Raw genomic sequence first — 23546 nt, 5'->3', positions numbered from 1 at the left:
TACGGGCTAAAACTAGCTTAGTGATAGAAGCGGGAGATGCTCGAGAAACACATCATTTGGCCACGTTAATTGGCTACGGGGCCCACGCTATCAATCCTTATCTTGCTTTTGCCAGCATTACTGATTTGCAGCAACAAGGGCTCCTCCACAATGAAGATTCTGCCGATACTTTGCACGCATCCTTTACTGAGGCAGTGAACGCCGGGTTACTGAAAATTTTCTCTAAAATGGGAATTTCTACGATCCAATCGTACCACGGTGCCCAGATTTTTGAGGCACTTGGTATCAGTCAGCCGGTAGTAGATAAGTGCTTTGCCGGTACGGTTACCCGCATTGGTGGAGTAGACTTTGATGATTTAGCGGAGGAAGTACTGGTACGTCATCATTTAGCTTTTCCGGGGGAAGTAGCTTCAAGTTCGCGTTTAGAAGCAGGCGGAGTGTATCAGTGGAAGCGTCGGGGCGAGTATCATATGCTTAATCCTCAAACCATTCATTTGCTTCAGCAAGCTACCCGCAAGAACGATTATCAGCTATACCGACAGTACGCTGATATTATTAATCAGCGTTCGGGACAATTAGCTACTTTGCGGGGGCTGATGCAGTTCAAGAAGCGAAATCCGGTACCACTGGACGAAGTAGAATCCAAAGAAAGTATCTTTAAGCGATTTGCTACCGGAGCTATGTCGTTCGGCTCGCTTTCGCACGAAGCTCATTCTACCCTAGCCATTGCCATGAATCGCATTGGGGGCAAAAGCAACAGCGGCGAGGGTGGTGAAGACGAAGTTCGCTTCGATCGTAAACCCAACGGCGATTGGGAACGCTCCGCAATTAAGCAAGTAGCCTCCGGCCGCTTTGGGGTAACTAGTAACTATCTGACTAACGCTAATGAGCTTCAGATAAAAATGGCGCAGGGAGCTAAGCCCGGTGAAGGTGGTCAATTGCCCGGTCATAAAGTAGATGAATGGATTGGACGGGTACGAAACGCTACCCCTGGCGTAGGGTTAATTTCGCCTCCTCCTCACCACGATATTTATTCTATTGAAGACTTAGCCCAGCTAATCTATGATCTGAAGAATGCTAATAGAGAAGCTAGAATCAACGTAAAGTTAGTAGCTTCTGCTGGGGTAGGCACCATTGCGGCGGGAGTAGCCAAAGCGCACGCGGATGTAGTACTCATCTCTGGCCACGATGGTGGAACCGGAGCATCGCCGCTTAGTTCGGTGCGCCACGCCGGAGTTGCTTGGGAACTGGGGCTTTCCGAAACACACCAAACCTTAGTGAAGAACAATCTGCGCAGCCGAATTACGGTACAAACTGATGGTCAGATTAAAACCGGACGCGATATTGCTATTGCCATTTTACTGGGTGCCGAAGAGTTTGGCGTGTCTACCGCAGCACTAGTGACCGAAGGCTGCATTATGATGCGTAAATGCCATCTGAATACCTGCCCAGTAGGAGTGGCTACCCAAGACCCTGAACTAAGAGCACTGTTTAGCGGAAAGCCAGAGCACGTCATCAATCTGTTCACCTTTCTAGCGGAAGACCTGAGGGAAATTATGGCTGAACTAGGTTTTCGAACCATCAATGAGATGATCGGTCAGGTAGACATACTGGAAAAACGCAGTGATATTGATCACTGGAAAGCGAAAAAGATCGACCTTTCTCGCATCTTGTATAAGCCTGAAACCGCTCCGAACGTAGGTATCTACAAGCAACAGGAACAAGACCACGGAATTGATGAAGTGTTGGATTGGGATTTGATTGAAGCAGCACTACCAGCATTAGAAGAATTAGAAGCTGTTCAGGCTGATTTCCGGCTAATCAATACCGACCGCTCGGTGGGAACCATGCTCTCAAACGAAGTTTCTAAAAAGTTCGGTAACCCTGGTCTACCACCGGGCACCATTCATTTTAACTTTAAAGGATCGGCCGGTCAGAGCTTCGCAGCCTTTACAGCTAAAGGAATTCGGTTTGAGCTAGAGGGCGAAGCTAACGACTATTTTGGTAAGGGTTTGTCGGGAAGCGAGCTAATCATATATCCTCACCGTGAGTCGAAGTACGTGTCTGAGGAAAATATGATTATCGGTAATGTAGCTTTCTACGGGGCTACCGCTGGTGAAGCTTACATTCGCGGACAAGCGGGCGAGCGGTTCTGTGTTCGTAATTCGGGAGTTAAAACGGTAGTAGAAGGTATTGGCGACCACGGGTGTGAGTACATGACCGGTGGAACTGTAGTAGTACTCGGACGCACCGGCCGCAACTTCGGAGCGGGAATGAGCGGTGGAGTTGCATTCGTCTACGATCAAGAAGAAAGATTTCCCGATTACTATAACCCAGATAAGGTAGACCTAGAACGTATGAATGAAGATGATATTCGTACGGTGTACACCATGCTCCAGAAGCATACTGACTATACAGATAGTCACGTTGCCCAGCGCTTGCTGCGAAATTGGGACGTTCTTTCTCAGTATTTTGTTAAAGTAATGCCTCGAGAATACAAAGCAGCATTAGAAGATAGAAACGCGCAAGAAAGGTCTCTCGAAGAACAAGTGAAAGTGTAATAATGTAGGGATTAGGTTTTAGGCCTTGGGTATTGGAAAATTTATTACCTAACTCCTATTCCTCAATCCCCAAAACCTAATATGCTATGGGAAAACCAACTGGATTTAAAGAATATAATCGCGAGTTACCTGCAACGCGCAACCCAAAAGAGCGAACTAAAGATTATCAGGAATTATATCTTGATTTCGATGACAAGAAGACGAAGGACCAGGCGGCTCGTTGTATGGATTGTGGTATTCCGTTTTGTCATAATGGTTGTCCGCTAGGGAATGTTATTCCTGAATTTAACGATGCTGTTTACGAAGGAAATTGGGAGCTAGCTGCTCAAATTCTGCATTCAACCAATAATTTCCCGGAATTTACTGGCAGAATTTGCCCGGCTCCCTGTGAGGCTTCCTGCGTCTTAGGTATTATAAAGCCTCCGGTAGCAATTGAGCATATTGAAAAAGCAATTGCCGAAAAGGCCTTTGAGCTAGATTTGATTCAACCTCAACCACCAGAAACGCGAACTGGAAAAAAGGTAGCGGTAATTGGTTCGGGACCCGCCGGATTGGCCGCTGCGGCGCAATTAAACAAAGCTGGGCATTGGGTAACTTTATTTGAGAAAGACCAGCGTGTGGGCGGACTACTGCGCTACGGCATTCCTGATTTCAAAATGGAGAAATGGGTGATTGATCGCCGATTGAAGGTGATGGAAGAAGAAGGAATTGTATTTAAAACCGGAGTGAATGTGGGTAAGGATATTACCGCCCAACAGCTAGAAAATGAGTTTGATGCTATTGTACTAAGTACTGGAGCTGGTGTGCCTCGTGACTTACCTATTCCAGGACGCAAGCTAAAGGGGGTTCATTTTGCTATGGAGTTTCTCACCCAGCAGAACCAACGAGTTTCTGGCGACCGCCTGACTGACGATTCGGATATTTGGGCTACTAATAAACACGTGGTAGTAATTGGCGGCGGCGATACAGGCTCCGATTGTGTGGGAACATCCAATCGTCACCAAGCTGCTTCGGTTACCCAAATTGAATTAATGCCTCAGCCACCAACGGAACGGGGAGAAGATAATCCCTGGCCTCAGTGGCCTATGATTTTACGAACTTCGTCTTCTCACGAGGAAGGTGCCGAACGCAATTGGTCCATTATGACCAAGGAATTTACTAGTGATAATGAAGGTAACGTCAAAGGTCTCAAGCTGGCTAAACTACAGTGGAAGGTGAACGAAGAAGGGCGACCTTATTTTGACGAAATTCCCGGAAGTGAATACGAAATTCCTTGCGATCTGGCACTATTGGCGATCGGCTTTCTGCACACCGAACGGCATGGCCTATTGGAAGGTTTGGGAGTAAAACTAGATGATCGAGGAAATATTGAAGCTCAGGAAGGGCAATACCAAACCAGTAAGCCTAATGTGTTTGCTGCCGGAGATGCCCGCCGGGGCCAATCGCTAGTAGTTTGGGCCATTGCCGAGGGGCGAGAAGCTGCCCGAGCTGTAGACATCTACCTCATGGGCGAGTCCAAACTGGAAGCCCGAGACGAATCTATGTTGCAAATAGCAAACGCCGGATAAATATAGTGGAGAAATAGAATGATCTTTGATGTATTGCTACGCATACATTAATTTACCCTTCGGTTCAGGAATATCCCAACCCTTTTCCTGAGCAGTTTCTATCCATTCGCTCATTACAACTTGTACATTATCGATGGTATCTTCATAAGTAGCTCCATCGGCCATGCAGCCAGAAAGCTCAGGTACTTCGGCAATAAAATGTTGATAGGCGGTGCTCCAGTAAATAATAATTTCATACTTAAGAACATCTTTTCTATTCATAGTGTAATCGTAATATTGTGACGTAAAATAAATTCTCTTACCTGCTTCACTTGATATCCTTTTGCTTTGCTACCAACTGGTTGAAGATTGATAATAGATTTTGTGCGCTCAAAAGAGAATATATGATGACTACCTCGTATTTTCTTTTCAAACCCCAAACGTAATAGTAATCCTTCTAAATCGGAGAAGCGAATATTGTTGTCAGAAGTGCCAGCTAGTATTTTTTGCAACAGCTTCTCGTACTTACCCATACTCAAAAATAATGAAATTGTTGTAGAAGAAACTGTATTGAGAGCAGAATCGCTACTTAATAACAGTAATTCTTATAACCAATTAGTTTTTAAACCACCAGCTTTCTGCACACCAAACGACACTGATTATTGGCAGAATGCAAATAGCAATAAGCAACTGAAACCAATCGCTAGTAGTTTGGGCCATTGCCGAGGGGCGAGAAGCTGCCCGAGCTGTAGATATCTACCTCATGGGCGAGTCCAAACTGGAAGCCCGAGATGAATCTATGTTGCAAATAGCAAACGCCGGATAAATATAGTGGAGAAATAGATTTACCTTCCGAAACGGTAAACAAAAACGGGTCACACTTTGTAGAAGAAGTGTGAATTTTTTCTAACTATTAATGATAATTTTTTATGGAAACGTTATACACCAGCGAAGTTACCTCCCAGGGAGGATTGCAAGGTCATATTAAGTCGGAGGATGGAGCACTGGATACCGATGTGTACATGCCTACTGGCAAAAATAATGACGATCAGAAGGGAACAACCCCTGAGCAGTTATTTGCCGCTAGCTATGCTTCTTGCTTAGAAGGTACGCTGTATCACGTGGCTAAGCTTAACAATATCGACATTTCCAATACCGAAGTAAAGGCGAAAATACAGGCGGTGGAAGTTGAAAAAGGTGATCTTCAGTTTAAACTGGACTTATCGGTGAATTTGCCCGGGGTAGACGAGCAGAAAGCTGAGCATGTACTGAAAGAGGCTTACAAAAACTGTCCGCTCACTAAAGCTACCAAGGGAAATATGGAAGTAGACGTTAAGCTTGCTTGAAAATTTTCTGTAACATAAGAAGAACGGTTGGCCGATGGCTAACCTTTTTTTTGGTCCATAGTCCAAAATCTTAATTGAAAACCACCGACTTATCAGTAAAAAAACTAACTTTCTGGCTTATTGCACCAAGAAATATCTATGAAATACATTGCTGTATTCTTATTGTCGTTCGCTGCTAATCTGCTATTTGGTCAGATACCTACTCCCGCAAACTTTTTAGGTTATGAATTAGGTGAGCGATTTACGCGCCACTCCCAAGTCATCAGTTACTTTGAAGAAGTAGCTAAGCAGTCGGGGAATGTAACAATGGTTAATTACGGCGAAACCAACGAATACCGTCCGTTAGTTGTAACCTACGTAACCTCTCTGGAAAATGCTACGCAACTGGAGGCAATACAAGCCGCTAACTTAGCTCGTACCGGACTAAACAAAGGTGACAGCCAAGCATTTAATAACCTTGCTATTGTTTGGCTAAGCTACAATGTGCACGGAAATGAGGCGGTATCTACCGAAGCAGCTATGCAGGTGCTATACGAACTTACTAGCGGCGAAACCCCTCAAGTAGATGAGTGGCTGAAGAACACGGTTGTCATTATTGATCCGTGTATTAATCCCGACGGGCGCGACCGCTACGTAAATTGGTATAATCAGAAAGCAAATACTATTCTTAACCCCCACCCCGAATCTTGGGAGCACGACGAACCCTGGCCCGGTGGACGGGTGAATCACTACTTGTTTGATCTGAACCGCGATTGGGCCTGGGCTACCCAACTAGAAACTCGCCAGCGATTAAAGCTTTACAATCAATGGCTGCCGCATATTCACGCCGATTACCACGAGCAAGGGGTCAATAGTCCCTATTACTTTGCACCTGCCGCCGAGCCGTACCACGCAGTTATTACCGATTGGCAACGCGAATTACAGAACATGATTGGTAAGAACAACGCCCGCTATTTCGATGAAGCCGGATGGCTGTATTTTACCCGAGAGCGGTTTGATCTGCTGTATCCAAGTTACGGAGATACGTACCCCATGTTTAATGGGGCAATTGGGATGACCTATGAGCAGGGCGGATCAGGTCGGGCTGGTTTAGGGGTGCTTACTGAAGAAGGCGATACGCTTACTTTGAAAGACCGAATAAGCCACCACGTGACCACTAGCCTATCTACTATTGAAATAGCTTCTCAGAATTCTGAGCGTGTGGTGCAAGAATTCTCAGATTTCTATCAGCAGTCTCAGCGGGGCGAACTCGGAACCTACCAGAGTTTTGTAGTGAAGACTAATAACAATCCGGAAAAAGTGATGGCCCTTCGCTCGTTGCTAGACACCCACCTAATTCAGTACGAAGAAAGCACAACTTCACGTAATTTATCAGGGTTTAGTTATCGTCAGAATGGAGACGTTAGTTTTCAGGTAGAAGAAGGCGATTTAGTTATTTCTGCCAGTCAGCCCAAATCAGTGTTGTTGCAAACCCTCTTTGAACCCGAAGCGGAGCTTACTGATTCTATCACCTACGATATCACCGCTTGGGCAATTCCCTACGCTTACGATCTGGATGCTTATGCACTCACTACCAGTATTAACGCTACTCAGGAATTTGCTAAAACTTCTTTTACCCCTCAGACAACGGAAGAATCAGCATATGCCTACGTAAGTAAGTGGAATGGCGTGCAAGATGCTCGGTTTCTGTCTCAACTCATCCAACATGGAATTAAGGTGCGCTACGCTACTAGAGATTTTTCGGTGGAAGGGCAAGCTTTCGACGCTGGAACGCTTATTATTACCCGGGCCAATAATCAAGCATTGGGAGCGCAATTTGACCAAAAAGTTGTAGCGCTTGCTAATAGCCTACAACAAAAAGTTACCCCAATTCAAACCGGCTACGTTGAAAGTGGTTTTGATGTAGGTTCGGGTGAAATTCGCTACATAGAACCACCCAAAGTGCTGCTAGCTGCTGGCGAAGATGTGTCGCCCTACGGACTCGGAGAAATATGGTATTTCTTTGAGCAAGAGTTACAATATCCGGTATCTGTAATTAGTGCTCAAAAACTAGAAGACATAAATTTATCGGATTATAATACGCTGATTTTACCCAGCGGACAGTACCAATCAGTTCTAGAAGAAGTTAATCTTAGAAACTGGATCAAGAATGGAGGTAAAGTCATCGCTCTGGAAAACGCCCTATCTTACTTTGAGAAACAAGGCGAGTATCAATTATCAGAGTTTGGTAATGACCAAGAACAAGAGCGCATTAAAAGGCAGAAGGAAGATTATCAAGAACAGCATCAACTCGCCTCTTACGATGAGCGCGAGCGGCGAAGTATGAGTAATTATATTTCGGGTAGTATTTTCAAACTTCGGCTAGATAATACGCATCCATTAGGTATGGGGTACCCTGAACATTACTTCACGCTAAAGCGGGGCAGCGAACGCTACGGTTACCTAGAAGAAGGATGGAACGTAGCAACTTTAGCTAACCAAGAATCATTGATAAGCGGTTTTGCTGGGGCTGAAGTCCAGAAGCAACTTTCTAATTCTCTGATCTTCGGAGTAGAAGAATTGGGTGACGGAAGTATTGTTTATATGGCTGACAATCCGCTGTTTCGCGCTTTCTGGCAAAACGGGAAGTTACTGTTTAGTAATGCACTCTTTTTAGTTGGGCAGTAATAATGGGCGGTGAATAATGGTTGAGACGAATATTCACTTTCTTGCTGATTTTCTTACTGACGTAATAAACGGTCAAAGTCTTACCATTCTATAATAGCCCCTCTCGGTAGATTTGGTGCTTTTAATTTCTGTAATTCGAAAGTTCTGATTATTTACCACCAAATCTGTTTCCCATGAGTAAAATTGCAACCACTGTGATGCTGCTGGTGCTAGCTGCCTTTACTATGGCACCCGTAGAGCCATTAATTACTGAGAAAAGTTTGTCAAAGTCTGGCTACGGAGAGAAGAAGATGAAAAAAGCTCCTAAGAAAGTTTTTATCAATAGTTTTTTTGTTAACTACCAACTAATAGCCGGAGCCCAAGCTACTAGTATAAGCGGACACTCTAAAACCGGAATGACGGTGGCACTTAACGGGGTAGAGGCTAACCAACTACAAGAGGTTACTAACAAAGCGTACCAACGATTCACTAAAAAGCTGAAAGATAATGGATACGAGATTGTTACAGCTGATAAGGCAGGAGAAACTGAACTTTATACTGATTGGCGAAGACTACAAGGGGGTACTCCTAGCAAAGCGCAGTTAGTGGGCTATTTGTCTACCGCTCCAGCCGATTACGATTTCTTCGTGAAACGGGTTACCAAAAAGGGAAAGAGCAAACGTGGGTTTGGTATTATAGACTCGGCTCCCAAGTTGAGTAAGCAGCTAGATGATGCGGTGGTGTTTGAGGGAGTATTTAATTTTCAGTACGTAATGCTAGATGCCAGCTACAACTACCTGATGGAAAGTAGTAAAGTAAAAGCCAAGGTCAACTTTGAGATGCCAACTGTGGCAGCCGCTCAGTCAAAGGAAGGCTGGGCTGGGCAAGGCTCGGGAGAAACCAGCCCAACACTAGCGCGATTTGTGTACAAAGGAAGGGCCCCTGGTCTTGGTGCTGAATCAATTATTGCTTATTCGCCCAAAAAGGATATTGATATTCCCGGAGTTATTGAGGAAAAGAAGTTTAAAGAGTATACCGCGAATCCCAATACCCCTTACAGTAATTCTGCTTCTTTAGGAATTCTTGTAGATGAGGAAGTAAAGGTATCACACTGGGTACAGGCCGACACCGAGGCTTACTTAGCAAAAGCGGAAGAGTCGCTTAATGGCTATTTGGATTTTATGGTAGAAAAGCTACTTGATTCATCCGGAAAATAGGCTTCAGCACGGGCTACAGTAAGTATGTGGCCTTTATTTTCTGCCTACCAGTACAACATTCTAAGGATTAGAAACCAACAACCCACGCTCCAATAACCAAGCTTCGCAGAGTTCGGGCCAAGCAGAGAATGCGGAGTAGCGGCTCCCCATACCCAGACCGTGACGGCCCTTTTCAAAAATATGTAGTTCGGCCGGAATGTTTTTTTCCCGCAGAGCCAAATAGAAGTAGATACTGTTTTCCGGAGGTACTCCGGTATCTTCAGTAGTATGCACCAAGAAAGTAGGTGGCGTATCATCCTTCACTTGCCTTTCGTTTGACAGAGAAGCGACTAACTCAGCATCGGCATCATCACCCAGTAGCGAACGCCGAGAGCCTTGGTGCTGATAATCTTCGGTGAAGGAAATAACTGGATACAGTAGAACCATAAAATCAGGACGGCTGCTTTGTTGATCAATTGCATCGCTGGCCCGAGCATCTCCCGCATCAAAGTGCGTACCGAGGGTAGAAGCCATATGCCCCCCGGCGGAAAAGCCCAATACGCCAATCCGGTTCGGATCAACACTCCATTCTTTAGCATAAGCCCGCACAGTTCGGAGCGCTCGTTTACCGTCATTCATCGGAATGGGATGTTTGTAACCATTTTTTCCTAAACGGTAAGTTAGAATGTAGGCCGAAACTCCAAAGGAGTTAAGCCACTTAGCAATCTGATGCCCTTCGTGGTCCATTGCCAGCATATTATAACCCCCACCGGGGCATACTACTACCGCCGCCCCGGTAGCTATATCTTCTGGTGCCGGGTATCGAATGAGTGTGGGCTGATCTTTTGCCTCGGTTCCCGTAGCTCCTGGCGCACCATTGACCCATAGTTGCAATGTATCGGGGGTAGATTGAGCCATAGTAGCAGCAAAAGGATAACAGCTAATTAGTAGTAGAAGGAGAATTTTCATTTAGCGGGGTGGTTAAAAAGCATGTTACAAATTTTTGCTTGAGTTTTAAACACGGTAATCATATTCGATAAAGGTGAAGTTTAACAGCAGTCACTTCCTGGTTCACAAGCATCAGCTGATTGTATTTCAGAAAGTTTTAGGTTTGGTTTTTCCTGGTTAGCCCCTGGCTTTTCTGCGTATACGGTGATGCTAAAGATGCCAGTTCCGTCGTGGTTAAACGATTTTGCCTCTTCTTCTGAAAGGTACTGCTCCAAAATATCAGTAGGTATATCGATAGGCTTCTCTTTTTGAATTTTTATGTTTTGGAAATCTTGGTCGATGATTAATTGTAAGTATTCCTCCTTTTGAATGGCTCCCGCAACACAGCCAGCGTACATCTCAGCATCTTGCCGTAAGGCATCCGGAAGGTTACCTATCAGAACAATATCTGAAATACTAAAGTGGCCACCCGGTTTCAGTACTCGATAAATTTCTCTGATAACTTTCTTCTTATTGGGCACCAAGTTCAAGACACAATTGCTAACAATAACATCGGCTACGTTTTCATTCACCGGCATATCGTCAATGTCGCCTTCTCTAAATTCCACATTGTTATAGCCTAGTTTCTCCGCGTTGCTGCGGGCTTTTTTAATCATAATTGGGGTAAAGTCAATTCCAATCACCTTGCCTTCACTACCAGTTTCGTGTCGAGCAACAAAACAATCATTACCGGCCCCAGAACCTAAGTCAATTACCATATCTCCCTTCTTAATTTTGGCGAACTTGGTTGGGAGACCACACCCCAAGCCCAAATCGGCAGTTTCCACGTAACCGCTGGTTTCAGAATAATCGTCTACCATAATGTTGTACACTTTGTCCGATGGGGTGGTTGCTCCGCAGCAAGAAGAAGCGTTTTCGGTTTTACCTTGTTCAGCGATTTTAGCGTAACGCTCTTTCACAATGCTTTTTAATTCCTGTTCGTTGTTCATATTGGTCATTTTACTGCTTTTATACGATTAATGGTTAAACTATCAAAACTATCTCTTAGTACCAATAGCTATTTTACGGTTATAAGAAGAGCATCTAAGAAATCCAAGATTCAATTAAGAGGGATTCCAGCTTCTGAAATTTTTTGCTGAAGTTCTTTAATTTAAGAAAATATACGTGTCTAGACCATACGTTACCGTAGACTACATCTTTAAATTCAAGTAGTTGCGCACCCAGTGATTTGAAATTTAGCTCGTTTACCCAATTTAATCTGTTCTCATTCACGGGGCAGTATCAATTTTCAGATCGTAGAAAGGCCAAGCTGTAAGGAGGTAGTGAAATAGTATCAGGACATTTTTTGTAGTTAGTTGCTAAAAATTCTTCGGGTTGCTGAGTAGCTACCTCAAAGTTATTTTCGTCTAGTAATTTCATCCGAGTAAATAAGTTATTAGGAAGCCCTACCGGCACTGATTCGGGCTGTAGGTTAGCCAAAATAGCGCGCGACTCGTCGCCACTGCGAAACGCTATTCCCTCCACCTGCCACGGGACACTCAATGTAGCGGGTAATACTGAACCGCCTTCATTTTCTAGTAGAAACCTAAACACTAAGTACATAGGGTAAACAGCTCCCGGCTGAGCCGGAAATAGCGCAGAAGAACTCGTCATCTGGCTTCCGGCTAATATACCCTTACGTCCAACTGTTTCAAAATAAGTGATGGCTTCAACCCCCGACTGAATTAAGTTGCGCAAGCTTCCCACCGCCCATCCGGCCCCGAATAAAGATAGCTGACGGGTATCTACGGACGGAGGTAATGCATCTGGTGTGGGAGGCGAAGTGCTTCCGGTAGCATTGGGGTTACGTCGCATCTTCAGCGTGACCGGAGATATTCTAATTGGGGTTTTAGGGGCAAACTGTTTAGCACTTTCTACAGTATAGGACTGAGCTTGTAAGGTCTCTACCAACGACTGATTATCGAAATGATGTACCTGAGGGTTGATAGAATACGATAAGAAATCCAGATGATCAGAGGATAGACGATCCCGATTCAATTCAGTAAAGAAATGATCTGTGCCGCCACCTATTTTAGCATCAGGGAAGTGCAGTTGGAGCGTAGGCAGTAGTTGGTTTAGTAACTTCTGCGAAGTGACTTTACTAGATTGCTTAAAAATGAGAATTGTCTTAATAGTAACTGTCGTAGCTAGTTTGGCAAAATCTGAGATTTGCTTTAGAGTGTCTGTAGCAACGTGAAGAGCGACCTCCATCGGCCACCCTAAAGTATTAGCTTCGCTCACCGCTTGAAGCCAGGCTTTTTGCCAATCAGAGTTATATAGCTGAACATCTACTCGGTAATGAGCAAAGGATACTGATTGTAGCAAATGAATATCCTGAGTAGTTAGTTTCTCGATCTCAGTTGACTGCCCAATACCAATAGCGGGTAGTGGGATAGCACCCTTTGATATGGTAAAGCGCAGTGGCTCCTTTTCAGAAGAGATATCGGTGGGCGCTTGTTCTAATCGTAACGCTACTTCCTGATGAATTTTCTCTCCTTTTTGTACGGTCACTGGAAATGGCAAGTCTAGGGGAGTACAGTACGTTTTAAACGAGTCGTCGGTCCAATTACGCTGATCTTCTGTCTCGAAAGTATCACCAGTAAATTCTAGCGACGCTACAATTCCTTCTAACGGTGACCACTGCATCCCGCGAATATTTTTAAATGGCTGATGAGGGCTAATGTAAGTGGGAAACTGACCTTCAGACTGACTATTATCAACATGCTTAATCTGACAAGTAATCCCTGCAACATTGGCCGGATGCAACACGCAAAAACCAATCCTATTGCGCTGAAAGGTGCTAAGGGCTTCTCCGTCCATAGTGAAGCGAACGCTACCATCCGTTTCGCCCTGGATATGATAACGGGCCAAAAAATCAACCTCTCCTTTCTGATAGCGGCAGTTATAAGTAATGGTAAAATGGTCGTTATAATTTAGCACTTCTTCCTGGCTAATCTCTGGAGAAACTGTATCCCAATTATGGTCGCGCACTGCCGAGTAGATCATACGTATTACTTCCGTATTGCCTACCTTAATATAGCGCAAATTACCTTCTTCGTACTGACATTGGAATTTGCCCGCCATTAGTTCAACAGTAGCGGGAGGGCGATGAGTAGCATCACCGTAGTACATGGTTTCCTGAGATGGAGAGGTATAATGCATAGTATTGGAAGGTTGTTAGCAATGGCAACTTACAAAGTTATAGCAAATAGGGTCTAACCTGCGTACTGCCTTTTGAAATACATTTAAATTTTGAGACGAGCAAGTCAGAGCGTAGATGCCGGGTTCAAGGCGCACGGTAGCCGTATAAAAACAGTAAAATTATATCAGCGCAGAAAGCATTCTATAGTTAGCTACTTTACATACGTAATTTCTACGGGGAAACGCTGGTTGATGCCACCGAGTTTATCATAAGCAGATTGGGTGAGGCGAATCGCTAACTTGTTGTTCATCCCAGTGTCTGGTAGTTTACCAACTACCCGTACAAAGATGCTCATATCATTCATCTCATTACGAACGCGCAGAACAGTGCCTACCGGAGCAGTGCGGTGCAAAGCCAGGTATTTTTTGGTGTTAAGCTTTCCTTCAATAACGGAGGCAAACCCATTATTAGAAACTTTGGTGTAGGAAGCAATAGTTTCTTCTTCTTCCTGACGAATGCGCTCGTAGCGTTTTCGTTCCTCTCGTAGAGCTTCGGAGCGACCAATACGCCGGGTAGGAACAGGCACAGTGCTAACCGTAGGTTCTACTTTTATTTCCGGTATTAGCGGTGGAGTCTTCTCTCGAATTGTCAGTAACTGCCCAAATTTAATATTTTCGGTTTCTAAATCATTACGCTCCATTAGCTCGGCTACCGGAATTTGGTAGGCCCGAGCAATAGCGTACAGCGTTTCGCCTTCCTGCACTTGGTGGGTAAGGTAACGGCTGGTATCAACTTTCTTTGGCTGGGGTTGGGATTGATAGATGGCGATTACTTGATTGATTTTAAGCGGCTCTAAGCCTAACGCATTCCAGGTTTTAATCTGGTCAGTAGTAATTTCAAACTGTTTAGCCAGTCGGTACAGTGTTTCTCCCTCTTGCACCGTATGCAACGTCTTTTTATCTCGGCTCAATTCAGGAAATAGGGGAGCTCGCAGTGTGTCGCCAATAGATAAATTTTCAACGTCGGCGTCTGGATTTAACTTCTTAACTTCTTGCGTAGATAAACCGTAGCGACGTGAAATAGAAAAAAGCGTTTCACCCTGGTTAACCTGATGGAGTATATACACTTCACCATTGCGCCTTTCAAGCCCCACAGAGTCGGGGGATAACGTATGGGCTTGAGTAGTTAATGATGATAAAAGAACTGTACTGGTGAAAATCCCCCTAACCCCCTTTTGCAAAGGGGGAAGAAAAACTGATTTTAGTACGCTTCCTATCCAATCACGATAACGCATAACTCACTAACTGGCATTGATGTTGAACAACAATAAGCTGATTTTGAACAACGAAAAATATTCCTAATCCTACTTGAGGTACTGATGCTTCTAAGCATTGGTGTAGCAATATTGTACCTTGCTGATCAAGTATAAGCAAATAGTTCGCCAATCCGCTTGGTTTCACCGGTAAGTAGTAATCAATACAAATGTAGTTACCGTGCTCGGCGTACTCACATCCACCTACTGGCCGGGCTAATCCGAGCGACTCTACGAAGCTAGCTACCGTGGCAAAATAAGCCTGATCTTCTGAATAAAAAAACGGCTGGAGGAAGCCATTATTCTGTTGACTTACATTTTTTTGATCAACTTCATTAATAGCTACACTTTCAACCGGAAACTGCACTACTTGCTGGGTACTAATTTCTACCGCGTAGTACGATTTTTTTTCCGGATTGTGGGTATCCGTAAACACCTGAAGAATTAAATGCTGACTGTTAGCACTATGTAAGGTGGGCCAGCCCTCCGCGATCGCTAACATAAAATTCTCCCAAAGTAGTTGACCGGATAATAAATCTACTGCCGCAAAACAAACTGACTGACGTTCGGCTGAGCGTAGTTCTAGAAAAAGGCGTTTTCCTTCATCATCTACAATTGTTTTCCAAATTGAGCCTTGAAAGGTGAGGGAGAAGGCCGGTGGTAACTTTTTTAGCAAGACTGCGGTTTTTTACGTATACTAAGTAGCTATTTGAAGAAGTAAATATAAGCAGGGTTAGAAAACGAAAATAGCGAATAGTCTATTCTTAAATCAGAAAGGAGTGTAGCACCGATGAAACATCATTTATTATTCATTTTACTAAGCGGAATATCCTTTGTATTACCGAATCGAGTCGCATTTAGTCAGTCTTCGGATGAGGTTCAAGTGTTCGTAATGGAAATCCGTTCGGAAATTGATGCCCGTAGCAGTCATTACGTAGACCTGGCTCTGGAGGAAGCTGAAGAGCTTGATGCCGATTATATTGTCATTGATATGGATACCTACGGTGGTGCTCTCAACAATGCCGACGACATCCGCACCCGAATGTTGGAATACGAAAAGCCGGTTTACGTATTTATTAACAAAGATGCAGCTTCTGCCGGGGCGCTTATTTCCATTGCCTGCGATAGTATTTATATGGCCCCGGGTGCCAGCATTGGCGCAGCAACCGTAGTGAACGGCGGTACGGGCGAAGCTGCTCCCGATAAGTATCAATCGTATATGCGGGGCATTATGCGTTCTACCGCTGAGGCCAATGGTCGCGACCCACAAATTGCGGAGGCTATGGTGGATGAAAATATAGCAATAGATAGCATTTCTGAGGCAGGTGAAGTCATTACCTTTTCTACATCAGAAGCTATCAAGTATGGCTACTGCGAAGCGCAGGTTAGCAGCATTGAAGAGTTGCTTACCCGGGCTGGGGTAGAAAACTATCAGTTAACTACATTTGAAACCAGTACTGTAGATCAGATAATTTCATTTTTCCTAAATCCGGTTATTAGCGGTTTGCTTATTTTAGTGATTATTGGTGGGCTGTACTTTGAGTTGCAAACCCCTGGAGTGGGCTTCCCCATTCTTGCTTCGTTCGTTGCCTTAGTACTTTACCTCACCCCATATTATCTAAATGGCCTGGCTGCTAACTGGGAAATTGCTGCTCTGTTTCTAGGAGTAGCCCTAATTGCTCTCGAGGTTTTTGTAATTCCTGGCTTTGGGATAGCGGGCATCAGTGGTATCATTTTAGTGGCAGGCTCGCTCATGCTAGTGATGCTCAACAATGATAATTTAGATTTTTTCTTCGTTGATTTCAGCGAAATTACCCGAGCGTTGGCAACGATTCTGGCAGGCTTTTTCGGCGGAATTTTACTAATGTTTTTTGGCGGGGTCCGGCTTACCGATACCAAGTTTTTCCGGCGAGTGGCTCTTCAGGGAACCCAGTCTAGTACCGAAGGGTATACCTCTAATTTCAAAGTAGGATCATTTTTAGGCCAAGAGGGCGAAGCCTACACCATACTACGCCCCAGCGGAAAAATTATGATCGGTGACGAGTTATTGGATGCTTATACTCGAGGCGATTATATTAACCGAGGCGAACGAGTAATCGTTGTAAGTGATGAGGGTTCTTCCTTGCGAGTAAAACTAGCGCGCGATGCACAACCACAAGCATAATCTAATGTGTTCACGTATTCTTGTAACTTTGAACACCTGAACACCTGAACACCTGAACACCTGAACACCTGAACACCATATTCCTATGGCTAAACCACCTTGCGAACATTTTGATCTAAACTCTTTAAAGACTGCTAACAAAACGGTTTGTGAAGAATGCATCAAAACCGGAGATACTTGAGTGCATCTTCGCACCTGTCAAACTTGCGGTGGCACTCACTGCTGCGACAGCTCACCTAACAAACACGCCACTAAACACTTTCATGCTACTCACCACCCGGTAGTAATTTCTGCTGAACCCGGCGAAATGTGGGCTTGGTGCTACGAAGATGAGCAGTTTATGAAGTATTAGCCCAAATGTCTTTCTAGCCCAGTTTGCCGCCCTTTAAAAAATTTCTGCGCCTCGACATAACATTGATACATAGAGACGAATGCAATAGTATCTGCCGAAACTTAATGCTTTAAGTGATGTTATCTATCTGTCTGAACAAAGAAGGAAAGGTATGAGAACGATTTTAATACTGCTTATGCTGAATCTATTGGTTAATATGAGTTGGGCTCAGCGTTCGCTTTCTATTGAAGACCCTGAGATCGAGCGTTTAATCAAGGAAAATATTCAGCATCTGTACAATACGGATGTGGATGAGAGCAAGCAATTGAACCGTCGTATTCGGGAGTTGCTACCTAACCACCCGGTGAACCCTATGTTAGAGGCACTTACAGTACGGGCAGCTCATCATCCAGTAGAACCGGAAAGCGAAGCGATGGAGCAATTAAAAGCTCATCTCAATCAAACGGTAGAAAAGGCAGAGGCTATGCTAGAAGTTGATAGCGATAGTCCTGAAGCTACCTTTTTTACAATGGCTGGCTACGGCTTACTGGCTTTGTACGAAAATGAGTCCGGTAATTATATGACGGCAGTGTCTCGAGCTAAAGAAGCCTATAGCTCGCTAAAAGCCGGAATGGACATGAAAGATGATTTCGTAGAATTTTACTTCTCTACGGGTTTGTATAACTACTATCGGGAGAAATATCCGGAGGTTCATCCCATTTATAAACCGTTTACCTGGTTCTTCAAGAGTGGAAATAAAACACTTGGTTTGGAGCAGATAAAAAAATCATATCAGGAGTCAACTTTTATGAAAGCTGAGGCGGCTGATTATCTAACGCATATTTACCTGCACTACGAAAATGATCCTTCTCAGGCCCTTAACTACGCCCGTATACTTCATGAGAACTATCCTGACAACCCTTACTTTACTGCTAGTTTTATAGATGCCTCTTTTATGGCTGATGTATACCAAAATTTAGAAGCTTCTATCAATCAACTCTTGGTACATAACCGTCCGTATTACCAAATGAGCGGACGTGTTTTTCAGGGAATGCTGTTAGAAAAACGAGATAAAGATTTTGTCAAGGCCGAAGATCAGTACATTAAAAGCTTGGAAGTTGGTACTGGTCTTAAGAGTGAAGAAGCCGAACATTATCGCAGTATTGCCTACACCGGGTTGGCTCGGGTTGCTCACCAAAGGCAAAAATACACCCAAGCCCGGCAACTGTACGAAAAAGCGTTAGCCTCGGCCCAGTACGAAATAGTGAAGAAAGAAGCAAAGGCGTATCTGAATTAAGACTTCATAAGCATTATGGTGTTATAGTACGAAATGTTTTAGTATTCAAGTATCCTTGGCTGTTGTGTAAACTTTAACACCGTGCAACAGTCGTCATAACGCTACTTATTTGCTAAAGCGGGATCGGCAATTGTTTTTCCCGAAGCAAAACGCTGCTTTCCCAATTCCAGAAAGTTCACAAAATTGGCTACGCTTAAATCGTAAGCTTTAGGTTCTGCTAGTAATTTTCCCTGATCATTAAGCAGCACGTAGTAGGGCTGAGCGTTGTTATTAAATCGGCGAATTTGCAAATCGGCGTTCTGTTTACCAATCGTTTTCTTCACCTTACTGTCGTATTCCGAGGTATACCAGGCTGACTCTGGTAATTCTGTTTTTTCATCTACATACAGTGCCACTACTATAAAATCTTCTTTCAGTCGTTGTAATACTGCCGGATCAGACCAAACTCGAGCTTCCATCTCCCGGCAGTTCACGCAACCGTGCCCAGTGAAGTCAATAAACAAGGGCTTATTTTGCGACTGAGCACAAGCCAAAGCCTGATCGTAATCGAAATAACCCTGAATACCGTGGGGGAAATGTAACATGTCACTGTACTTAGGTTCTTCGCAAAGTGTTTCCTCACGGTTAACTAAGGTGGCACTGCCACTCGCTGATTGTTGCTGGGCAGCAAGCAGTGGCATATTAAAATCGTGGGTATGCATTGGTGGAAGATAGCCCGCTAACGCTTTTAGGGGTGCGCCAAATAAGCCAGGAATCAGATACACGACAAATGAAAAGGTAGCGATCGCTAGTAGTAACCGAGGTACCGGAATGGTTTCCAATTTGCTATCGTGCGGGAGCCGTAGTTTTCCCAAAAGGTAAAAGCCCAGTAAGGCAAAAATAACAATCCACAATGTTAGATATACCTCCCGATCCAGTATGTTCCAGTGATACACCTGATCGGCCACGCTCAAAAACTTAAGGGCTAACGCTAGCTCTAAGAAGCCCAGTACCACCTTCACCGAGTTGAGCCAGCCACCGGATTTAGGCAGACTGTTTAACCACTGCGGAAAGGCAGCGAATAGCGCAAAAGGAATAGCAAACGCCAGAGAAAAACCCAGCATGCCTACAATCGGCTTAGCAAACTGCCCTCCGGCTGACTCAACCAGCACACTGCCCACAATAGGACCGGTGCAAGAGAATGAAACCAATACCAGTGTAAATGCCATGAAGAAAATTCCGTAGTAACCACCTTGGTCGGCTTGCTGGTCTACTCTGTTGACTAACGCACTAGGTAGCGTAATTTCAAATAGTCCTAAGAAAGATAAAGCAAAGAAGATAAATACTGCGAAGAAGAATAAGTTAGGCAACCAGTGAGTACTTAACCAATTAGCGAAAGTTGGCCCAAATATTACTGAAACTAGCGTGCCTATTACCGTATAAATTACAACGATAGACAATCCGTAGATGATAGCTTTACGAATAGCCGCAGCGTTATTGTTACTTCCTCCCGTAAAGAAAGTCACTGTCATCGGAATCATCGGAAATACGCAGGGCGTGAGCAAAGCGGCTAATCCGGCTAAGAAAGCAATGAAGAAAAACGTAATTAAGGTATAAGGAGTAGTAGACTCGCGAGGATTGGTATTTAAATTACTACTAGGGATAGGCTGGGCAATATCGGTATCGGCTCCTTCCCCTTCTACAGAGGACTGCGCTTTTCCAGCTAAAGGTACTGCTAAGGAAAATTCATCGTCAAAAGGAATGCATTGGCCATCTATGTCATTACATACTTGATAACTGTACGAACCATTAATTTTGCTCAAATCATCATCTAATACTGTAATTGTCTGCCGAAGTTCGGCCTTTTCAGTAAAGTAGGTATAGTTTCCTTCCCACAGTTCGTCGTACTTTTCTTTAGCACCAATCGGTTGCATCTCACCGACTAATTCGTAACTATCGCTAGGCGCAAAGGTAAATTCTGTTACCATCGGCCCTAGCTCAGGATCGAAATCAGTAGAATAGAGATACCAATCTCTATCAATAGTTACACGGAAGATTAAATCAACCTCTTCCCCAACCTTCACTTCTTCTTTTGACCATTCTAATTGCCAAGTAGCTGGTTGTAGAATTTGAGATGAAGCCGAGAATCCGCTAATTAGCAGAAGAAGCAGTAAAAAGAAGTATGTAGTAGATCGGATGAGCATGGGTCACTATAGTAGCGTTCTAGGGTAGAAAAACGCTTACACGCTACGAAAAGTTGCTTGAAAAACGCATAGCTGTAAAGTGCTACCTTTTGAGGTAGGAAAGAAAGTGTAAAATAACAGCTTACTGATATGAATTAGGCAAATACTTCTTCCGGCTCGGTGATGCGGCGGCGATGAACCGGCCGATCGTCACCATCGGGCAACGTGACACCCGGGGGTAAGTCAAGATCGGGAGTAGGGGTCAAAGAAATGCCACCATCATCATCATCATCGTCATCGTCACGGAAGCGAAAATTCCGCTTCTTCATCAAGACTACCATAAAGTAGACCATTATCACATACGCTGCTCCCATAAGTAGCAAATCAATCATAGGATATTCCTCCGACAAAAATTTAAAGTGCGTTCTATAAATCTATAAAAAAAACCGGTAAAAAGCGTATTAGTTATTAAAAATAAAAATTTGTTAGCGTTATTACTGCTCTAGTAAGGAAAATTGAAAGTAAGTCTTCCCTTTGTTACATATTAGCTATGCTAAGGCCTGTTTTCTTTTTTGTCTCATCAACATTAATGCCGAAAAGGTAGTGAATAAGCTAAGAATAAAGTAAGCAAATACCACATTAGAATCAATACTAAAGAAATGAGCTGAAAATAGCATAATGAAACAGACACGCATTAGCACATTTAAAATACTAAAGATACTATTAACCCGCCCGATCACTTCATTCGGAATATATTTAAACAGAAAAGCTAGTCGAATTACGCGCGTTCCGGCATTGGTAAACCCAATTAATAGACCCACACCCAAAAATATACCCACCGATTGAGTAGTAGCACTTAACAGTAAAGCTCCGGTGGTGATGGCCATCATAACGGCAATTGTTAATACCGGATGTACGGTTCGGAATAAACGGCTCACTCCAATACCAGCGGAAAGAGCCCCTAAGCCGTAGAGCACTTCTACTCCCCCAAATACGTGCCCACCTGCACCCAGATGTTGAGTAACGTAGAGAGGCATAAGCGCATGCAACTGTACCAGCATAATTACGAAAATACTGTGGGAAAAAAAGCCAAACCGGAAAATAGCTGGATGCTGCCGCAGATAACGGAACCCGGAGCGCAACCGCTTAACAAATGATCCTCGCTCAATTTTATCTTCAAAACGAGAAACGTAGCGAATTAAGCTGATAAGTATAATTGAAAGCAGGTAAGTGATGCCATCCATCATAAAGATTTCGTGCATACTCCAAGCTTCAATGGTGAACGAAAACTGGTAGGTTTGCCCCAGTAGAGATAACGCTGGATGCCAGTCTATTCCTTCTAATAGTAAGGCGGCGAAAGCACCCGCCAGTACATTGGTTGACTGCCCCACAATTTCAATGGCTGAGGTTACTTTTGTGTATTCCCCTTCTGAACTAATCTCATGGGCAAAAGCGTATAAATTTGGGTAGTGCAGATAGAAGCCAAAAATAGTGGCTGCAAACACACTAACGATGAGCCAGGATGGCAAACCGCCTATAAAAAAGCCATAACTGGCTACCGACAGCAGTACAATCGCTTCGGTAGAGTTCGTTAGTAGAAAGACATGTTTGCGATTAAAGCGGTCAACAATAGTCCCAGCGGTTAGCCCCCACAGCAGGGTTATGAAAGTAATAATGCCGTACAGCAAATTGAACTGCGAAGACATACCCTGCTGAGCAAAATACCAGGGCACCGCCAGCATTGTAATACCTTGAGCAAAACCGGAGATACCGTTGGCAGTAAATAGCAGAAAAAGTGTGCGCCGATGAGATCGCAAGAATAAAAAATTTTGAAGGTAATTCTGATGGAAACGTTCTCTACAAGGTTAGGGTTTTAAATGTTAGAAAGTTTCAAGTTTCAGGTTCTTTAAATCTGTAACTTTTAATTTACAACCATATAAGCAATTGACAAAAGGCAAAGAAATACTAACCTGGAAGCAGCAAGCAAAGGTAAAAGCCGCTAAGTACTGCGCCTACCAAGAGCGTACCCAGCAGGAAGTGCGTGATAAGCTGTACAGCTACGGACTGTATTCTGACGCGGTGGAGGAGGTCTTGAGCGAACTGATTAGCGATGGCTTTGTGAACGAAGAGCGTTTCGCTCAAGCCTATGTGCGGGGAAAATTTCGTAGTAATAAGTGGGGACGTATAAAAATAGAGATTGGCTTGCGCCAGAAGGGAATATCAGATTACTGTATCCGTAGTGGCTTAAAAGAAATTGGCGACGCGGATTATATAGATACCCTGAAATCACTGATTCAGAAGAAGTGGAATTCGCTGGAAAGCGAAGACACTTATACTCGTAAGCACAAGACAGCCCGCTTTGTGCAAGGAAAAGGGTATGAATCAGAACTGATTTGGAAAATACTAGCAGATTTTTGAATTGTACGTCAAAACTCTACATACCTAACTTTTACTACTTTAGAACGAGAGTGACTTATTCTAAACGTATTGATAAATTGGGAGTATGATTCAATAAGTAAAGTAGTAACGCCCTTATAAATAAAATGATACCCGTCATTTCCATAAATTCTTCTAAAGTAGCAATCATTGTATAAGAAAAGCTGTCTTGAGTATAGTAGAAAGCATAAGAACCTCCTAGTAGTTCTACTCCCAACGCTCCTCCTACAAACACACTTCCCGCGATAATAAATTGTTTTCTGGTTTCCGGGGGAAGCTTTATTAAGAATTTTAGGAAGTAAATTCCCAACCCCAACGTTATTAAAGCTCCGGGAATAATCCAGGCAATGTAGTACAACCAGTTAGTTCCTAAAAATTCCCGTAGTGGAAGGTTTAGCATCTCATGGATACTTCTGAAT

Annotated in this window: 19 protein-coding genes and 1 pseudogene; 9 read left to right on the top strand and 11 right to left on the bottom strand. The window is 43.9% G+C overall.

Annotated features, from left to right (window positions below; genetic code table 11):
* Both gltB and WBA23_RS03695 read left to right on the top strand, forming a co-directional pair.
* The coding region (gene gltB, locus WBA23_RS03700) for a glutamate synthase large subunit (RefSeq protein WP_424580900.1) at window positions 1-2561 on the top strand (2561 nt) is incomplete at its 5' end.
* Window positions 2562-2647: 86 nt separating this feature from the next.
* Window positions 2648-4129: a glutamate synthase subunit beta gene (locus WBA23_RS03695; protein ID WP_424580899.1), complete on the top strand. Its 1482-nt coding sequence runs from the start codon at window positions 2648-2650 to the stop codon at window positions 4127-4129.
* Window positions 4130-4165: 36 nt separating this feature from the next.
* On the opposite strand, the gene WBA23_RS03690 is transcribed toward WBA23_RS03695, so the two are convergent.
* Together WBA23_RS03690 and WBA23_RS03685 are read right to left on the bottom strand one after the other, a co-directional pair.
* Window positions 4166-4390 carry a type II toxin-antitoxin system HicB family antitoxin gene (locus tag WBA23_RS03690; RefSeq protein ID WP_424580898.1) on the bottom strand — a complete coding sequence of 75 codons (225 nt, stop codon included), beginning with the start codon at window positions 4388-4390 and terminating at the stop codon, window positions 4166-4168.
* Entirely contained in the window at window positions 4387-4641 is a 255-nt protein-coding gene (locus WBA23_RS03685; RefSeq protein WP_424580897.1) for a hypothetical protein, read from the bottom strand. The genes WBA23_RS03690 and WBA23_RS03685 overlap by 4 nt, the downstream gene beginning before the upstream one ends.
* 396 nt (window positions 4642-5037) lie before the next feature.
* On the opposite strand from WBA23_RS03685, the gene WBA23_RS03680 reads away from it, so the two are divergent.
* From WBA23_RS03680 to WBA23_RS03670, 3 genes are all read left to right on the top strand, one after another.
* Window positions 5038-5454 (top strand): Ohr family peroxiredoxin, encoded by a 417-nt coding sequence (locus WBA23_RS03680; RefSeq protein WP_424580896.1) that lies wholly within the window; start codon window positions 5038-5040, stop codon window positions 5452-5454.
* Window positions 5455-5592: 138 nt separating this feature from the next.
* Entirely contained in the window at window positions 5593-8121 is a 2529-nt protein-coding gene (locus tag WBA23_RS03675; RefSeq protein WP_424580895.1) for a M14 family metallopeptidase, read from the top strand.
* 173 nt (window positions 8122-8294) lie between these two features.
* The gene (locus WBA23_RS03670; protein ID WP_424580894.1) at window positions 8295-9317 is read left to right on the top strand and encodes a hypothetical protein; all 1023 of its coding nucleotides are present in this window, start codon (window positions 8295-8297) and stop codon (window positions 9315-9317) included.
* 60 nt (window positions 9318-9377) lie between these two features.
* Here the strand turns inward: WBA23_RS03670 and WBA23_RS03665 are convergent, their stop codons facing one another.
* From WBA23_RS03665 to WBA23_RS03645, 5 genes are all read right to left on the bottom strand, one after another.
* Window positions 9378-10214: an alpha/beta hydrolase gene (locus WBA23_RS03665; RefSeq protein ID WP_424580893.1), complete on the bottom strand. Its 837-nt coding sequence runs from the start codon at window positions 10212-10214 to the stop codon at window positions 9378-9380.
* 131 nt (window positions 10215-10345) lie between these two features.
* The gene (locus WBA23_RS03660) at window positions 10346-11233 is read right to left on the bottom strand and encodes an arsenite methyltransferase (protein ID WP_424580892.1); all 888 of its coding nucleotides are present in this window, start codon (window positions 11231-11233) and stop codon (window positions 10346-10348) included.
* A 292-nt stretch (window positions 11234-11525) separates the two neighbouring features.
* Complete coding sequence (locus tag WBA23_RS03655; protein WP_424580891.1) at window positions 11526-13445, bottom strand: hypothetical protein; 1920 nt, start codon at window positions 13443-13445, stop codon at window positions 11526-11528.
* Between the two features lie 191 nt (window positions 13446-13636).
* Window positions 13637-14719, bottom strand: a complete 1083-nt coding sequence (locus WBA23_RS03650) for a LysM peptidoglycan-binding domain-containing protein (RefSeq protein ID WP_424580890.1) — start codon at window positions 14717-14719, stop codon at window positions 13637-13639.
* Complete coding sequence (locus WBA23_RS03645) at window positions 14706-15413, bottom strand: DUF4905 domain-containing protein (RefSeq protein WP_424580889.1); 708 nt, start codon at window positions 15411-15413, stop codon at window positions 14706-14708. Before WBA23_RS03645 ends, WBA23_RS03650 begins: the two co-directional genes overlap by 14 nt.
* 114 nt (window positions 15414-15527) lie before the next feature.
* Between WBA23_RS03645 and WBA23_RS03640 the strand changes: the two genes are divergently transcribed.
* The 3 genes from WBA23_RS03640 to WBA23_RS03630 all read left to right on the top strand — a co-directional run bounded on the left by WBA23_RS03640 (window position 15528) and on the right by WBA23_RS03630 (window position 18529).
* A complete protein-coding gene (locus tag WBA23_RS03640; protein WP_424580888.1) occupies window positions 15528-16901 on the top strand; it encodes an NfeD family protein in 1374 nt (457 codons plus the stop codon).
* 181 nt (window positions 16902-17082) lie between these two features.
* A complete protein-coding gene (locus tag WBA23_RS03635) occupies window positions 17083-17253 on the top strand; it encodes a UBP-type zinc finger domain-containing protein (protein ID WP_424580887.1) in 171 nt (56 codons plus the stop codon).
* Window positions 17254-17404: 151 nt separating this feature from the next.
* Window positions 17405-18529, top strand: a complete 1125-nt coding sequence (locus WBA23_RS03630; protein ID WP_424580886.1) for a tetratricopeptide repeat protein — start codon at window positions 17405-17407, stop codon at window positions 18527-18529.
* Window positions 18530-18630: 101 nt separating this feature from the next.
* Here the strand turns inward: WBA23_RS03630 and WBA23_RS03625 are convergent, their stop codons facing one another.
* The 3 genes from WBA23_RS03625 to WBA23_RS03615 form a co-directional block, all read right to left on the bottom strand.
* A complete protein-coding gene (locus WBA23_RS03625; RefSeq protein WP_424580885.1) occupies window positions 18631-20712 on the bottom strand; it encodes a cytochrome c biogenesis protein CcdA in 2082 nt (693 codons plus the stop codon).
* A gap of 134 nt (window positions 20713-20846) precedes the next feature.
* Window positions 20847-21083 (bottom strand): hypothetical protein, encoded by a 237-nt coding sequence (locus WBA23_RS03620; protein WP_424580884.1) that lies wholly within the window; start codon window positions 21081-21083, stop codon window positions 20847-20849.
* Window positions 21084-21239: 156 nt separating this feature from the next.
* Window positions 21240-22508 (bottom strand): MFS transporter, encoded by a 1269-nt coding sequence (locus WBA23_RS03615; protein ID WP_424580883.1) that lies wholly within the window; start codon window positions 22506-22508, stop codon window positions 21240-21242.
* A gap of 127 nt (window positions 22509-22635) precedes the next feature.
* On the opposite strand from WBA23_RS03615, the gene WBA23_RS03610 reads away from it, so the two are divergent.
* Complete coding sequence (locus WBA23_RS03610; RefSeq protein WP_424580882.1) at window positions 22636-23109, top strand: regulatory protein RecX; 474 nt, start codon at window positions 22636-22638, stop codon at window positions 23107-23109.
* A 55-nt stretch (window positions 23110-23164) separates the two neighbouring features.
* On the opposite strand, the pseudogene WBA23_RS03605 reads toward WBA23_RS03610, so the two are convergent.
* Window positions 23165-23546 (bottom strand): annotated as a pseudogene (locus WBA23_RS03605) (hypothetical protein); the annotation flags it as partial.

It is taken from the genome of Tunicatimonas sp., assembly GCF_049647865.1.
In the GTDB taxonomy this organism is placed as follows: Bacteria; Bacteroidota; Bacteroidia; order Cytophagales; family Cyclobacteriaceae; genus Tunicatimonas.
Note: the sequence above shows the minus strand (reverse complement) of the source record. Positions and strands in the feature narration are given on the sequence as shown.

Coding starts and splice junctions, on each gene's coding strand:
- WBA23_RS03695 (WP_424580899.1), top strand. CDS start 2,648: ATGGGAAAACCAACTGGATTTAAAGAATATAATCGCGAGTTACCTGCA.
- WBA23_RS03690 (WP_424580898.1), bottom strand. CDS start 4,390: ATGAATAGAAAAGATGTTCTTAAGTATGAAATTATTATTTACTGGAGC.
- WBA23_RS03685 (WP_424580897.1), bottom strand. CDS start 4,641: ATGGGTAAGTACGAGAAGCTGTTGCAAAAAATACTAGCTGGCACTTCT.
- WBA23_RS03680 (WP_424580896.1), top strand. CDS start 5,038: ATGGAAACGTTATACACCAGCGAAGTTACCTCCCAGGGAGGATTGCAA.
- WBA23_RS03675 (WP_424580895.1), top strand. CDS start 5,593: ATGAAATACATTGCTGTATTCTTATTGTCGTTCGCTGCTAATCTGCTA.
- WBA23_RS03670 (WP_424580894.1), top strand. CDS start 8,295: ATGAGTAAAATTGCAACCACTGTGATGCTGCTGGTGCTAGCTGCCTTT.
- WBA23_RS03665 (WP_424580893.1), bottom strand. CDS start 10,214: ATGGCTCAATCTACCCCCGATACATTGCAACTATGGGTCAATGGTGCG.
- WBA23_RS03660 (WP_424580892.1), bottom strand. CDS start 11,233: ATGAACAACGAACAGGAATTAAAAAGCATTGTGAAAGAGCGTTACGCT.
- WBA23_RS03655 (WP_424580891.1), bottom strand. CDS start 13,445: ATGCATTATACCTCTCCATCTCAGGAAACCATGTACTACGGTGATGCT.
- WBA23_RS03650 (WP_424580890.1), bottom strand. CDS start 14,719: ATGCGTTATCGTGATTGGATAGGAAGCGTACTAAAATCAGTTTTTCTT.
- WBA23_RS03640 (WP_424580888.1), top strand. CDS start 15,528: ATGAAACATCATTTATTATTCATTTTACTAAGCGGAATATCCTTTGTA.
- WBA23_RS03630 (WP_424580886.1), top strand. CDS start 17,405: ATGAGAACGATTTTAATACTGCTTATGCTGAATCTATTGGTTAATATG.
- WBA23_RS03625 (WP_424580885.1), bottom strand. CDS start 20,712: ATGCTCATCCGATCTACTACATACTTCTTTTTACTGCTTCTTCTGCTA.
- WBA23_RS03620 (WP_424580884.1), bottom strand. CDS start 21,083: ATGATTGATTTGCTACTTATGGGAGCAGCGTATGTGATAATGGTCTAC.